We start from the raw sequence: 13,649 nt of genomic DNA, 5'->3' as shown, positions 1-13,649 counted from the left end.
TGATGGTGCGCATTTCCGCACCCGTACCGGGAGCGCCTAAGCTCTACCCTTGTGCTTTCCGTCGTTCCTCGCCCCGTCGTCGTCAGGGCCCCGTCCAAGGTCAATCTGCATCTGGCCGTCGGGGACCTGCGGGACGACGGCTATCACGAGCTGAAGACGGTGTTCCAGGCGCTCTCACTCGGCGACACGGTGTCCGTGGTCCCGGCGGAGACGCTGTCGGTGAAGGTCCGCGGTGAGGACGCCCGCGTCGTGCCCACCGACAGCGGCAACCTCGTGTGGCAGGCCGCCGAGATGCTCGCCGCCGAAGCGGGGCGGCGTCCCGACGTGGAGATCGCCATCGACAAGGGCATCCCGGTGGCCGGCGGAATGGCCGGCGGCAGCGCCGACGCCGCCGCGACGCTGGTCGGTCTGAACGCGCTGTGGCAGCTCGACCTGTCGCGGGAGGAACTCGACGGGTTCGCCGCGAAACTGGGCAGCGACGTGCCGTTCTCCCTCCACGGCGGCACCGCGGTCGGGACCGGACGCGGCGAGCGACTGCTGCCGGTGCTCTCCCGCAGCACGTTCCACTGGGTGCTCGCGCTCGCGAAGGGCGGCCTGAGCACCCCGACCGTGTTCCGGGAACTGGACCGGCTGCGTGCCGACGGGAATCCGCCACGACTCGGCGGACCCGAAGACCTGATGCACGCCCTCACGACGGGCGACGCCGCCACGCTGGCCCCGTTGCTGGGCAACGACCTGCAGTCGGCCGCCCTGTCGCTGAATCCGGGACTGCGGCGGACGCTGCGTGCCGGGGTCGCGGCGGGCGCCCTGGCCGGCATCGTCTCCGGGTCCGGCCCGACCTGTGCCTTTCTATGTGCTGAAGCGGATGCCGCGGTCCGTGTCAGCGCAGAACTCGCAGGTGCGGGGGTGTGTCGCACGGTGCGAGTCGCCAGCGGACCCGTACCGGGCGCCCGAATAATCAACGACGCGGCGGAGGGATCGCACTGATGGCGAATCTGATCAATCTCGAGCAGGTATCGAAGTCCTTCGGCATCAAGCCGCTGCTCGATTCGGTATCCCTCGGAGTGCAGGAAGGCGAACGCATCGGCGTCGTCGGCCTCAACGGCGGTGGCAAGACCACCATGCTCGAGGTGCTCGCAGGGGTGGAGGCTCCCGATTCGGGGCGTGTCAGCCGGGTCGGCGGCCTCCGGATGGCGGTCGTGACCCAGCGAGGCGTCCTGCCGCCCGGGTCGAGCGTCGGCGACGTGGTGCTCGGACCGCTCGGGGTCGCCGACCACGAGTGGGCGGGCGACGCCCGCATCCGGTCGATCCTGGCAGGCATCGGCATCGACAACCTCGGTCTCGAGGTGTCGGTCGACGGACTGTCGGGTGGTGAGCGGCGACGCGTTGCGCTGGCGGCCGCGCTCGTCCAGGACCTCGATCTGCTGGTGCTCGACGAGCCGACCAACCACCTCGACGTCGAGGGTGTGCAGTGGCTGGCGGAACATCTCGTCACCCGTCGCAGCGCGCTGGTGGTCGTGACCCACGACCGGTGGTTCCTCGACACGGTGGCCAACCGCACGTGGGAAGTGGTGGGCGGCAGGGTCGAAAGCTACGAGGGCGGATACAACGACTGGATCTTCGCCCGGGCGGAACGCTCCCGGCAGGCCGACGCGTCCGAGGAACGCCGCCGCAACCTCGCCCGTAAGGAACTGGCCTGGCTGCGGCGCGGCGCACCTGCCCGCACGTCCAAGCCCAAGTACCGGATCGAGGCCGCCGAGGCGTTGATCGCGGATGTCCCGCCGCCCCGCGACAACGTGGCGCTGGCGTCGTTCGCGCAGCGCAGGCTCGGCAAGGTCGTCATCGAACTCGAGGACGCGCGCCTGGAGACGCCGGACGGCCGGGTCCTCGTCGACGACCTCACGTGGCGGCTGGCGCCCGGCGAGCGTGTCGGTCTGGTCGGCGTCAACGGCTCCGGCAAGACGACGCTCCTGCGCACGCTCGCCGGGGAGATCTCGCCGGCGTCCGGCAAACGCATCCAGGGGCAGACGGTGCACATCGGCTGGCTCCGTCAGGAACTCGACGACCTGCCGACGAACATGCGGGTGCTCGAGGCCGTCAAGGACGTCGCCGAGCGGATCACGTTGGGCGACAAGGAGGTGTCGGCCGGGCAGCTCGCCGAACGGCTGGGCTTCACCCCCGCCCGGCAGCGCACACCGGTCGGTGACCTGTCCGGTGGCGAGCGTCGCCGGCTGCAGCTGACGCGGGTGCTGATGTCGGAGCCGAACGTCCTGCTGCTCGACGAGCCGACCAACGACCTCGACATCGACACCCTGCAGCAACTCGAGGACATCCTCGACGGCTGGGCGGGCACGATGGTCGTGATCAGCCACGACCGGTACCTGATCGAACGCATCTGTGACACCACCTGGGCGTTGTTCGGCGACGGCAAGCTGACCAACCTGCCCGGCGGCATCGAGGACTACCTGCGTCGGCGCGCGAAAATGGTCGACACCGGCGCGCCGTCGGTGGCGTCGACGGCGACCGGTGCGTCCGCGCCCAAGCAGGTGCGGGACGGGGCGGCCGAACGCGCCGCGCGCAAGGAACTGTCGCGGCTCGAGCGTGCGGTCGCGAAGCTGGACGACCGGGAACGGACGCTGCACGAGAAGCTGGCGGAGGCCGCCACCGATCCGGACAAGCTGCAGAAGCTCGACGCCGAGCTCAAGCAGGTCGTCGCGGACAAGGAAGCCACCGAGGAACAGTGGATGGAGCTGGCCGCCGACCTGGATTAGCCGACCTGGACCAGCTCCGTCAGAATCGCAGGGACAGGACGCCGTCGCGATCGGTGACGTGCACGGACCGCCCGATCGCCGACCGCGCCGGGGTCTGCGCGAAGGCGGACAGTGCGGCCGCCACCTCGGCGCCCGTGTGGCCGGCGAGACGCCGGCCGTCGGGGGTGTGCGCGACGACGAACCCGGTCGCCGGGGCGCCGTCGCGGCCGTATTCCACCGTGGAGGTGACGATGTCGGCTCGGCCTTCGTATCCGGCGACGAGTTCCGGTGCCTGCGCTGTGAGGTGTGCCGGCTCCGGATCGCCGACGTATCCGCCCGGATGCGGGGCGCCGGCCAGCAACACGACGTGCTGGTACGTCAGATATCCGCCGTTGCCGTGGACCAGGGCTGTTCCCCCGTCCTCCCGGAGCCTGCGGGTGACCTCGGCGATCGAATGCAGCGTGTAGCTGTTGAGGGGGCCGCCGAAGAAGGAGTGGCCGCCCGTCACGCTCGGCACGAGGTCCCCGCGGCCGAGCGTGCGGGTCAGGAGCTTCGGCACCACCGGGAAGCAGCTGTAGGCGTCGACGATGTCCAGTGCCGCAGTGTCGACCGAGGCCCGCGACAGCGCCCGCTGCACCGCGTCCGTCATCGCCGCCGAGGTGCCGAAACCGTTGCGGCTCAGTACGTCCACGGGATCGGTGGCACCTGCGCCGCCCCACAGGTACACCGTGCGTCCCTCGGGGACACCGTGGTCGCGGGCGACGGCGAGGGAGCACACCAGCACCGCGGCGGCCTGATCGACGAACGGCATGGCGTTGAGCATCAGCGGATACGGTTCGCACACCATCCGGTTGCCCGGACCCACCGCGGCGATGTCCTCGGCGGAATGCACCTCGGACGTCCACGACGCCGGGTTCTTCGCCGCCAGTTCGGAGAACGCCGCATACATCCGCGCCGATTCCGTCAGGGATTCGCCGGGGCCGAGACCCGATTCGTGCGCCACGCGGTTCTCGAACAACGGGTACACCCGGGTCGGCACGATCAGGCCGGCGCGCTGCATCGCCCGGCTCCCGAGATCCGCCGGGTCGAACGCTGGCGGGCCGCCCGGCGCCGACTCCCAGCCCAGCGACGCCGGATCGGTGCCCGACTTCCGGAGCGCCGTCATGGTCGCCTGCGATTCGCCGCCGACGAGGAGCGCCGCCGACGACCGGCCCGCGGCGATGTCGTCGCCGATGCGGTCGAGGAGTGCCGCGGGCCAGTGTCCGCCGATCGGGGACGTGCTCGACCGCGGTGACGGCAGCGTCAACCGGGCGGCCAGCAGTCCGGGGAGGTCGTCGTACGACCAGCTGACGGTCTTCACCGCGTGGATCGCGTCGATCCGGGAACCGAGGGCGGGGGATCCGCTGTCGGCGAGTGCGGCGCGCGCGGCGTCGGTGATCAGGTCGAGCGGTTCCCGTGGGCCTGCCGGTTCGCCCGCGCGGCCGGAGCCGACGTCGCCGACACCGACGATCACCGGTATACGGGCCGGATCCATGGAGTCCCCTCTCGTGTGACCTCTCGGCGTCACGGTAGCGCGGGGCGAGGTATCTGTGGAGGCGGGGTCACAGCAATCGTGTCCGGCGTTCGGTGTGGTCGCCTCTTCCCGTATGACCCGATACGATAATGATCACTGAAAATCTTGTGCGGCAAAGAGATTCGGGCATCGCAGTTCCGGGAACGCCCGCCAGACCGCGCTACTGTCAGGTGAGGGTTGCCTAAGGTAGTGTGGAGTGTGTGCTGGAGCGCAGGCCATGCAGTCATTTCGTAACCTTTTCGTGTCCCGGATCACGGCCTGAATATGCATGATCCGGGCAAAACGGGGGAATCCAACGCGAACCTGCAGATTCTCGGACTAATCTGCAGTCCAGGGTTTGCATGTCGCTGCACAGGAGGCGGGGGTCATGGATCTCGAAGCGATCAAACAGATCGAGCAGCTCAAGCACCGTTACTCACGTGCACTCGACACGAAGTCGTGGGTGGAGTTCGCCGACACGATGGTCCCGGACGTCACCGCGACGTACAGCGAATACCTCACGTTCGACTCCCGTGACTCGTTCGTGTCCTTCCTCGAGAACACCCTCGGGACACACGTCATCACCGAGCATCAGTGCGGCCAACCCGAAATCACCGTCACCGGCGACACCGCCGTCGGCGTGTGGTTCCTCGCGGACACCACGCTGATTCCCGAGGACGGCATGCTGCTGCGCGGGTCTGCCTATTACCACGATCGTTACCTTCGGTGCGCCGACGGCAACTGGCGGATCACGCACACCGGATACGAACGCACCTGGGAATCGGTTGCGGCGCTGTCCGATTTCCCGAGTTTCCGGCTCACTTCCAACAAATGGGCGATGTTGCAACCTCCGGCGTCCGCCTGAGAGGGCAGACTGGGACTCGACGCATCACGGACACTGGGAGGTGACGACGTTGCCGGAAGTCCCCGTTCCCGGCGCGCTGCCGTACCTGACGGTGCGGCGCGGTGTCGAGGCGATCGAGTGGTATTCCAAGGTGTTCGGCGCCCGGGTGGTGGGTGAGCCGATCGTCATGGACGACGGCCGGGTCGGTCATGCGGAACTGCGGTTGCCGACCGGCATGATCTATCTCGCGGAGGAATTCCCCGAGATGGGTCTGACCGCGCCGGAGTCCGGTTCGACGTCCGTGAGCCTGATGTTGTCCGTCGACGACCCCGATGCCGTGCTGGTGGGTGCCCGCGACGCCGGCGGCACCGTCGAACGCTGGATCTCGGAGGGCCACGGACACCGCAACGCCACCCTCATCGATCCGTTCGGTCATCGCTGGATGCTGGTGGGGCCTGCCGATCCGGCCGTGTCCGACTGAACGATCCGGCCGCGGCTAGTGTCGGCTCATGCCGAACATGCCGACTGCACCCGACCGCTCGTCGTTTCCGGACACCCGCGCCTGGATCCGCGCCCTCCCGGCGCTCGGCGGCGCGACACCTGCGCCCGCCGACACGCTGCCGGATTCACCGACGGCGCTGTTCCTCGACTGGATCGAGGAGGCCGCGGACGCCGGTGTTCCGGAACCGCACGCCGCTGCGTTGTCGACGGTCGACGCCGACGGGAATCCGGACGCGCGTTTCCTGCTCCTCAAGGACGTCACGGAGCAGGGCTTCTGGTTCTCGGGTGACACTCGCTCGCCGAAGGGTCGCGACCTGGCCGCGAATCCCGTTGCGGCACTGTCGTTCTACTGGCGCGAACAGGGCAGGCAGGTGCGGGTGCGCGGCACCGTGGTCGAGGGGGAGCCGGCACTGTCGGCACGCGACTTCCGCGAACGGTCGGTCACCGCGCGGGCCGTGGCGGCCGCCAGCAGGCAGAGCGAGGTGCTGGACGATCCCGCCGAATACGAACGCACGGTCGCGGCGGCGGTGGCCCGCATCGAGGCCGACCCCGACTTCGTGTCGGAGAACTGGCGGGCATGGTGCATCGTCCCCGACAGTGTCGAATTCTGGCAGGCGGACCCCGGACGCAGGCACGTGCGCCGGCTCTACCGCCGGGAGGCGGACCGGTGGATCCGTGAGGTGCTGTGGCCCTGACCGCACCCGGCGGCAGGGGTCAGCGCGCGGTCGAGGGCGAACGCAGGTCGACGACGATCGACTGGCCGTTCAGTTTCGCGTGGATCTCGGGGCGTTCGAACCCGGCCGCGACGAGGTACTCGCCGAGCAGCGCCAGCAGTTCGTCGGCGTCCACGGTCGGATCGGCGGAGTGACTGCTCGCCGACGCGAGGTGCTCCTCGAGGAGTTCGGTGTGTGCAAGACGGCCCGCGACTCGCACGGCTGCCACTCCCATCGCGTTGCGGCGCATGACGGTGCGTCCACGAGATTCCAACGACGCCGTCGTGTCGGAGGCCTCGGCCGGCTCCTCGGTGCTGTGCGAACCCGAGCTGCGCGTGGGCAGCGGGAAGGTGAACGTCTCGGCGGAGCTGGTCGTGGACTTGCCGTTGCCGTTGCTGCTGCCGGTCAGTCCGCCCGTGCCCGGTTCGGCGAAAGGGGACCCCGTCGCCGGGCTCGTGCCCGCGGAGCCATTGCCGCCCGATCCGTTCGTGGAAATGCCGTTCTCCATCGTTTCGCTTCCTGCTCGTGGCCAAACGGGTACCGCGCAAAGCCCGTCAGTGTGCTCGATTCGATCTGAAAGCTACCAGCAGCGTCCGGCGGGCCGCACACCTCGACGGCGCACGACACGGCCCTGTCGCCGCCGGACTCTCGGAACGCCGCGTCAGCGGACCCCCTCCGCCCTCAATTCCCGGGCCCATGCGGACGCGTGCCTCGTCAGCACACCGGCGATCCGCTCCAGCTCACCCGGGTACGACGCGACCTCGGCGGGCATGGACACGCTCAGGGCGTCAGTGGCGGGGATCCGGTAGGGCACAACAGTGGCGATGCACACCACGCCGACCGTGCCCTGTTCCCGTTCGAGGGCCCACCCCCGGTTGCGGACCTCGCCGAGTTCGGTGACGAGGTCGTCGAGATCGACGATGGTGTTGTCGGTGAACCGTTCGAGTTTGGCGGGAAGCAACTCCCGGACCTCGCCGGTGGTGAGTTCGGCGAGAAGCGCCTGCCCGAGTGCGGTGACGTGGCACGGCAGTTTGCGGCCGACGCGATGCATCCGCCGAACCTCGACCTTCGATCCGCGGCTGGCGAGGTAGATGACGCTTTCCTCGTCGCGCCGCGCGAAGTGCACGGTGTGGCTGACTTCCGACCGGAGCGCCTCGAGCACCGCCGCCGCCCTCGACACGACCGAATCCTTGTCGAGATACGACGTGCCGGTGAGCAGCGCGTGGGTGCCGATGCCGTAGCGGGAACCCGACTCGTCCGCCTCGATCCACCGCAGATCCTTGAGCGTACGCAGGAGCGCGTGCAGACTCGAGCGCGGATATTTGCACGCTTCCTGCAGCTCGCCGAGGCTCATGCGGGTCGGCGACGCGGCGAGCGTCTCGAGGATGTGGATGGTGCGTTCGGCGGATTTGACCGGTTGGGATTCCGGGGCCGCCCCACGCGTGTCTTCTGTCACCATGAAGACACTATCTCTCATTCTGAACGCGATATCACCTACTGACCCGTGCCCGGTGGCGGCGAGGGGTCGCACTCAGTACTCCGCGACGAGGTTGGCCGCGATGTACTCGAGATCGATGTCCTCGCCGAGACCCGGTCGCTGTGGCATCGCCACCATGCCGTTCTCATCGACGGGGTCGACGATGGACTTCAGGTGCGGCGGCACCCAGTCGTAGTCGACGTGCGGGTGCAGAAGACCGCGCTCGTACCACTGGACGTTGTTGGCGGCGCCGACGAGCGCGAGGTTGGGGGCGCCGTTGCCGTGGATCTCGCACTCGAGGCCGAAGCCCTCGGCCATGTGCATCGTCTTCAGGGCCGGGGTGATGCCACCGCCGTTCATGGCCCCGACGCGCAGGATGTCGCACGCGTCGTTCGCGATCCAGTCGGCACGGGACCGGTGCCTGCCCGGCGTCGTCTCGGGGCCGATCACCGGGGTGTCGATCTGGTCGGCGAGCCACTTGTACGAGCGCAGCGAGAACTCGTCCATCGGCTCCTCGAACCAATCGAACTTCAGCCGGTCCAGTTCGCGCCCGAGTTTCAGGGCGTCGGTGCGTGAATACCAGTGGTACCCGTCGAGCATCAGCGAAAAGTCCTCGCCGACGGCGTCGCGGACCGCGGCGCACGCGTCGATGTCACGGCTCAGGCTGGGGGCGTCCGGAAGCGGCGGCATCCAGGTGTGCAGTTTGATGCCCTGGTAGCCACGCTTTTTCAGGTCGACGGCGAAGTTCGCGTAGTCCTCCGGCGTGGCGAGGCCGCCGTCGATGTCGTCACCGCACATGGTGCTGGCATACGCCTTGACCTCGGTGCGCGCGCCGCCGAGCAGTTTCCACACGGGTGTGTCGAACTTGTTGCCCGCGAGGTCCCACAGCGCCTGGTCCAGATAACTGCACGTGTGTTCGGGCAGCTCGACCGCCCGCGTCCGCTGCCGGATCGCCCACTTCTTGTCCGCCGCTTCCCGCGCCAGCGGGTCGGAGCCGAGCAGGACGGGCCGGAAATGCTGCTCCACCTGGTCCTGCCGAAGGTAGTTCGGCTTGCCCAGGACGTACCCGCTGACGCCGTCGGAGTCGGTGATCCGCAGGAGCGCCCCGGTCGTCGGCACGGACGGGCCGGGATGGCGATGACCGTACGAGTCGACCGAGGTGCGTGCCTCCGTCTTGAAAACCTGCACGGCGACTTCTGTGATCACGCTGGACATGATGATTCGCTTCCTCTTCGAAATGTCTTATTTGCCCTGGCGGGCGACGTACTTGGCCATGGAGCGGTCGAGTTTCTCGGCGAAGTCGTCGGCGAAGTCCTGCGCGCTGAGCTGCCCGATGAGCACCTTCTGCCACTGGCCGAGCATCTGCACCTGAACGATCTTGCCGAAGTCGGGCAGGTAGTCCGGCGGCGTGACCAGCACCGTTTTCGGGTCGTCCAGTGCCGCGAGCGCGGCCTGCACCGACGGCATGCTCGCGAACTCCGGTGCGGAGCGGGCAGCCTTGTTGACCGGGATCTGCCCGACCCGCTCGTTCCAGTACGCCTGCGATTCCTGGGACGTCATGAACTCGAGGAACTTCCACGCCGCGGCCTGGTGCTTGCTGCTCTTGAAGACGGTGTACGACGGGAACGGGTCGGTCATGACGGTACGCTTTCCGTCCTCGTTGCGCGGCAGGGCCACGGCGCCGGCCTTGTCGCCGAGTGCCTTCTCGTGGTTGCTCAGCGAGCCGAGGTTGTGCTGCATCATCGCCACCGATCCGCCGCCGAAGCTCGCGACCATCTGCGGGAAGCCGTTGTTGACGTCGGCGGTCGGGGTGGCGACGTCGTAGAGCGCGGCGAAGCGTTCGATGGCGTCGACCATCTCGGGACGGTTCAGCGTCGACTCGCCGTCCTCGAAGAAACTCTCGATTCCGGTGCTGGCGAACATGTACTGCAGCAGCGGGTAGATCGATCCGGCGCCGCCGCGAATGGTGAATCCGTAACGGCCGTCGTCCTTGTCGGTCAGATCCTTCGCGGCCTCGAAGAATTCGTCGTAGGTGTCCGGCGGTTCGATCCCGGCCTCGGCGAACCAGTCGGCGCGATACCAGAGGGTGGCGTTGTTGCTGGTGTACGGGAGCCCGAACAAATGCTCGCCGCCGCCGGATTCGCGTGCCGACTCGAGAATTCCGGCGTCGTACTCGTCGCGCTGCGGTGACGCCGCCATGAAGTCGTCGAGTGAGATGACGGCGTCCTGGGCGACGAGCGGCGCGAGGTAGGCGGTGGACACGATACCGAGGTCCGGTGCCGAGCCGCCGGCGAGCGCGGTCTGGTACTTCTGCTGGGCGCTGTCCGACGGAAGGCCCACGTATTGGATGTCGATGCCGGGATTGGCGGCCTCGAACCGGCGGATCAGCTCCTCGTACAGCGGAGTGCGGTCCGGTCCGGCGTTGTTGTCCCAGAACGTGAGCTGGGCGTTGTTCGGATCGCCGAGGGCGCCGTCGGGCAGCGACGTCTCGGAACTGCAGGAGGCGAGCACGAGCGTGGCCGCCGCCCCGACCAGGGTGGAGCGCAGGAGCGTTCGCCGGTTCATGTGGATCCTCTTTTCGAAAGTCATGATCAGCCCTTGACGGCGCCGGCGCTCAGGCCCTGGACGAGGTACTTCTGGATGACGGCGAAGACGGCGACCACCGGCACGGCGGCGATGAGACCGCCCGCGGCGAGAACTCCGAAGTCGACGTTGTAGGAGCCGATGGTGTAGCTGAGGCCGACCGGCAGCGTGAATTTGTCCTGGCTACTGATGAACATCAGGCCGAACAGGAAGTTGTTCCAGCTGCCGATGAAGGCGAACGATCCGACGGCGATCAGGCCGGGCCGCAGCAGCGGCAGCATGATGATGCGGAACGCGCGCAGGCGTGAGCAGCCGTCGACCATCGCGGCTTCCTCCAGTTCGACCGGGATCTGCGCGATGAAACCTGCCATGAGCATGGCGGCCAGCGGAAGCTGGAAAACGGTGTCGGCGACGATGAGTCCCGTCAGGTTGTTGACGAGGTTCATCTCGCGGAACACCTGGAACAGCGGGATGAGCAGCATGGCGCCGGGCACGAACTGACTGCACAGCAGGGCCATCACCAACGGGATCTTGGCGCGGAACTTGAAGCGGGCCAACGCGTATCCGGTGGCCAGCGCGACGAAGGTGGTCAGGACGAGCGACAATGCGGCAACGATGAGGCTGTTCTTGAAGAAGAAGCTGAAGCCGAGGGTGTTCCACACGGTGTCGAAGTGCTCGAATGTGAGGGGCCAGGGGAGCATCGAGTTCGATCCGGCGGGCCGGAACGCGAACACGATCATCCAGTAGAACGGCACGAGTGTGAACAGCAGGTACAGGGCGAGCGGCAGTCCGACGCTGAACAGGCGCGGCTTCTTCGTGCGCACCCGCGGCGTCCCGGTGGTGTCCGGCTCGGGCAGCACAACGGTGGGGCGATCGGTGGTGGTGGTCACGGCGGTCAGACCTTCTCACTGTTGAACTTGCTCAGGCGCAAGTAGAGGATCGAGCAGAACAGCAGGATCACGAATGCGACCGTGGTGAGTGCCGAGCCGTATCCGAAGTCCTGGGCGGTGGTCGCGAGTTGTGAGACGTACAGCGGGAGCGTCGTGGTGACGTCGGCGGGGCCGCCCGCCGTGAGGGTGTAGAGCAGATCGACGTTGTTGAACTCCCACACACCGCGCAGCAGCGTCGACAGGATGATGACGGCCTTCAGGTGCGGGAGGGTGACGAAGCGGAACCGCTGCCAGCGGTTGGCGCCGTCCACGTTGGCCGCCTCGTACAGGTCCTTGGGGGCGCTCTGCAGTTCAGCCAGGATGAGAATGGCGAAGAACGGAACACCGCGCCACAGTTCCGCGACGCCCGTCGCCCAGAACGCGGTGTCCGGGTCGGCGATCGGTGCGGCGGTGCCGTCTCCGATGCCCATGTTTCCGAGAAGTTTGAACAGGCCCGTGGACGGGTTGTAGATCAGCAGCCAGATGCCGGTGGTGAGGACGCCGGAGACCGCCCAGGGGGAGAACACCAGGGCGCGTGCCAGGCCGCGGCCCCGGAACACCTCGTTGACCAGCAGGGCCAGCCCGAGGCCGAGGATCAGCTGGAACACGACCTGAAATCCCACCCACTTCGCGGTCGTGACCAGGCTCGTCCAGAAGAGGGAGTCGGCGAACATCAGCCGGAAGTTGTCGAGGCCGGCGAAACCGTTGTCCCACGGCGTCGTCGGGTTGTAGTACTGCAGGCTGTAGTAGAAGACGCTGCCGACCGGGTAGAAGATGAAGACGGCCAGCAGGATGACGACCGGCGCGATCAGGATGTAGGGCGCTGCAGCCCTGCGCCAGGCCGGTCTGCGGCGAATGCGACCGGGAGAGGCCGGCGGCGCGGCCGCGGACTGCCCTCCTGGCCTGTGGGAGGTGGTGGTGACCATGGTGCACGCTCCGAAGTTCGGTGCCGGTCGCGCCGGCGGGTCAGGGGATTGTGGCTACTGCTGCTGTCGCGAGATCACGGAGGTGGCTCGTCAGCGGGGAAGGTGAGGGGAACGACTACGGCCTCCGGCCTTCCCGTAGAGCCCGGTGTGCTCGGGGGCTCCGGTGGCGGCGCGTCCGTGTCGTTCATGTATGTGAACTCACGTTCTCTATGTGAATTGTCGAACTCACTATGACGGCAGTCACAAGGTCCTGTCAAGCGTGATCGGTTAGACGGTGCAGAGGAGCCAGTCGGCGGCATCGACCTGCATTTCGGCCGAAAACCGATGTCCGCCTGCGAACCACTGCGTGGTCAGCGCATCGGACCCGTCGTACGCGCGCCGCAGCAGGCTCTCGGAGTCCCGCATCCCCTGCAGGCCGAAGTGCGAATCGTTCCGCGCGAACTGGACCAGCAGCGGCCGCGGCGCAGCGCATGCGGCGACCTCCGGCCAGTCGCACACCGCCGGCAGGCCCGGCGTGATCATCAGCCACGTCGTATCGTCTGCCCTGCCGTCCGCGACATCGGCAAAAGTGCTCATCATCGCGGTGATCACCCCTGCTCGCGGGCGCGTCGAACACGCCAGCAGGTGCGCGACGCGAGCCCCGCCGCCCGAGAATCCCGCCGCGGCCACCCTGTTCGGGTCGACGCCGTCGGTCGCGAGGAGAACGTTCAGCGCCCGCAGGTCCTCGGCGACGATCCGGGCGGCGAGCGAGGTGCCGGTCAGGGTCGCTGCCTTCGCGAGGCCGTTCTCGTGCTCACGGGCCGCCGCCTCGTATCGGCACCGGCGAACATCGGGGGTGTCGGGCCCGGGTGGGTATGCGGTGAAACCCGCCGACCTGGCGCGGCCCGGTAGTTCGGGCCAGGGCACGCGCCGGCTGCCCCAGGGGAAGACGTCGTGCACGAGTACGACGAAACCTGCCTGCACCAGCCCTGTTGCGACGGCCAAGCCGTCGTACCCCCGTGTCCGGAGTTCGGCGACGCCCGGTGGGACTCCGTCGGGGCCGTCGGCGACCTTCTCCCTGCCGTAGAACTTGACGCCGTCATGGGCGTGCATCAGCAGAACCGCGGGACGCGCCGCGGACTCGGCCGGCCGGTCGGGGCGCAAGAGCCAGGCCGCGGTACTCGGACCGTCGTCACCGGCCGCCCAGGAGAGTTCGCGACCGGCGACGCCGTCTCGGTTCCACGACCTGCCGTGTCGCACGTCGGGTGTGATCGCCGCCTGTTCATCGTCCACCCCGAGGACGTCGCGAACGGCGTCGCGGCGCCGATCGGCAGGGGTCGATCGTGGACAGTGGGGTGAATCGTGTGTTCCCATGTGTGAACTCCGTCTTGTCTA

Annotated in this window: 13 protein-coding genes; 5 read left to right on the top strand and 8 right to left on the bottom strand. The window is 68.0% G+C overall.

Annotated features, from left to right (window positions below; translation table 11 throughout):
• Positions 1-51 precede the first annotated feature (51 nt).
• Both JWS13_RS13195 and JWS13_RS13190 read left to right on the top strand, forming a co-directional pair.
• On the top strand, positions 52-987 hold the full coding sequence (locus tag JWS13_RS13195) for a 4-(cytidine 5'-diphospho)-2-C-methyl-D-erythritol kinase (protein ID WP_072941090.1): 936 nt from the start codon (positions 52-54) through the stop codon (positions 985-987).
• A complete protein-coding gene (locus JWS13_RS13190) occupies positions 987-2,771 on the top strand; it encodes an ABC-F family ATP-binding cassette domain-containing protein (protein WP_206005908.1) in 1,785 nt (594 codons plus the stop codon). Before JWS13_RS13195 ends, JWS13_RS13190 begins: the two co-directional genes overlap by 1 nt.
• Before the next feature lie 19 nt (positions 2,772-2,790).
• On the opposite strand, the gene JWS13_RS13185 is transcribed toward JWS13_RS13190, so the two are convergent.
• Complete coding sequence (locus tag JWS13_RS13185) at positions 2,791-4,284, bottom strand: acetyl-CoA acetyltransferase (RefSeq protein WP_206005907.1); 1,494 nt, start codon at positions 4,282-4,284, stop codon at positions 2,791-2,793.
• A gap of 406 nt (positions 4,285-4,690) precedes the next feature.
• Between JWS13_RS13185 and JWS13_RS13180 the strand changes: the two genes are divergently transcribed.
• Genes JWS13_RS13180 through JWS13_RS13170 form a run of 3 tightly spaced genes read left to right on the top strand, consistent with a single transcriptional unit; the run spans position 4,691 to position 6,342 of the window.
• Complete coding sequence (locus JWS13_RS13180; RefSeq protein WP_015889488.1) at positions 4,691-5,167, top strand: nuclear transport factor 2 family protein; 477 nt, start codon at positions 4,691-4,693, stop codon at positions 5,165-5,167.
• A 40-nt stretch (positions 5,168-5,207) separates the two neighbouring features.
• Positions 5,208-5,627, top strand: a complete 420-nt coding sequence (locus tag JWS13_RS13175) for a VOC family protein (RefSeq protein ID WP_192581684.1) — start codon at positions 5,208-5,210, stop codon at positions 5,625-5,627.
• Positions 5,628-5,664: 37 nt separating this feature from the next.
• Positions 5,665-6,342, top strand: a complete 678-nt coding sequence (locus tag JWS13_RS13170) for a pyridoxine/pyridoxamine 5'-phosphate oxidase (protein ID WP_206011582.1) — start codon at positions 5,665-5,667, stop codon at positions 6,340-6,342.
• Between the two features lie 19 nt (positions 6,343-6,361).
• On the opposite strand, the gene JWS13_RS13165 is transcribed toward JWS13_RS13170, so the two are convergent.
• The 7 genes from JWS13_RS13165 to JWS13_RS13135 all read right to left on the bottom strand — a co-directional run bounded on the left by JWS13_RS13165 (position 6,362) and on the right by JWS13_RS13135 (position 13,628).
• Positions 6,362-6,868: a metal-sensitive transcriptional regulator gene (locus JWS13_RS13165; protein WP_206005906.1), complete on the bottom strand. Its 507-nt coding sequence runs from the start codon at positions 6,866-6,868 to the stop codon at positions 6,362-6,364.
• Positions 6,869-7,021: 153 nt separating this feature from the next.
• On the bottom strand, positions 7,022-7,819 hold the full coding sequence (locus tag JWS13_RS13160; RefSeq protein ID WP_087560026.1) for an IclR family transcriptional regulator: 798 nt from the start codon (positions 7,817-7,819) through the stop codon (positions 7,022-7,024).
• 72 nt (positions 7,820-7,891) lie between these two features.
• Positions 7,892-9,052, bottom strand: a complete 1,161-nt coding sequence (locus JWS13_RS13155; protein ID WP_206005905.1) for an enolase C-terminal domain-like protein — start codon at positions 9,050-9,052, stop codon at positions 7,892-7,894.
• 27 nt (positions 9,053-9,079) lie between these two features.
• Entirely contained in the window at positions 9,080-10,402 is a 1,323-nt protein-coding gene (locus JWS13_RS13150; protein WP_225928283.1) for an ABC transporter substrate-binding protein, read from the bottom strand.
• A gap of 26 nt (positions 10,403-10,428) precedes the next feature.
• The gene (locus tag JWS13_RS13145) at positions 10,429-11,310 is read right to left on the bottom strand and encodes a carbohydrate ABC transporter permease (RefSeq protein ID WP_206005903.1); all 882 of its coding nucleotides are present in this window, start codon (positions 11,308-11,310) and stop codon (positions 10,429-10,431) included.
• Between the two features lie 5 nt (positions 11,311-11,315).
• Positions 11,316-12,275, bottom strand: coding sequence for a carbohydrate ABC transporter permease (locus JWS13_RS13140; protein ID WP_206005902.1), 960 nt, complete (start codon positions 12,273-12,275; stop codon positions 11,316-11,318).
• 267 nt (positions 12,276-12,542) lie between these two features.
• Positions 12,543-13,628: a hypothetical protein gene (locus tag JWS13_RS13135; protein WP_206005901.1), complete on the bottom strand. Its 1,086-nt coding sequence runs from the start codon at positions 13,626-13,628 to the stop codon at positions 12,543-12,545.
• Positions 13,629-13,649 lie beyond the last annotated feature (21 nt).

The sequence above is a fragment of the Rhodococcus pseudokoreensis genome, from assembly GCF_017068395.1.
GTDB classification, from domain to species: Bacteria; Actinomycetota; Actinomycetes; order Mycobacteriales; family Mycobacteriaceae; genus Rhodococcus_F; species Rhodococcus_F pseudokoreensis.
Note: the sequence above shows the minus strand (reverse complement) of the source record. Positions and strands in the feature narration are given on the sequence as shown.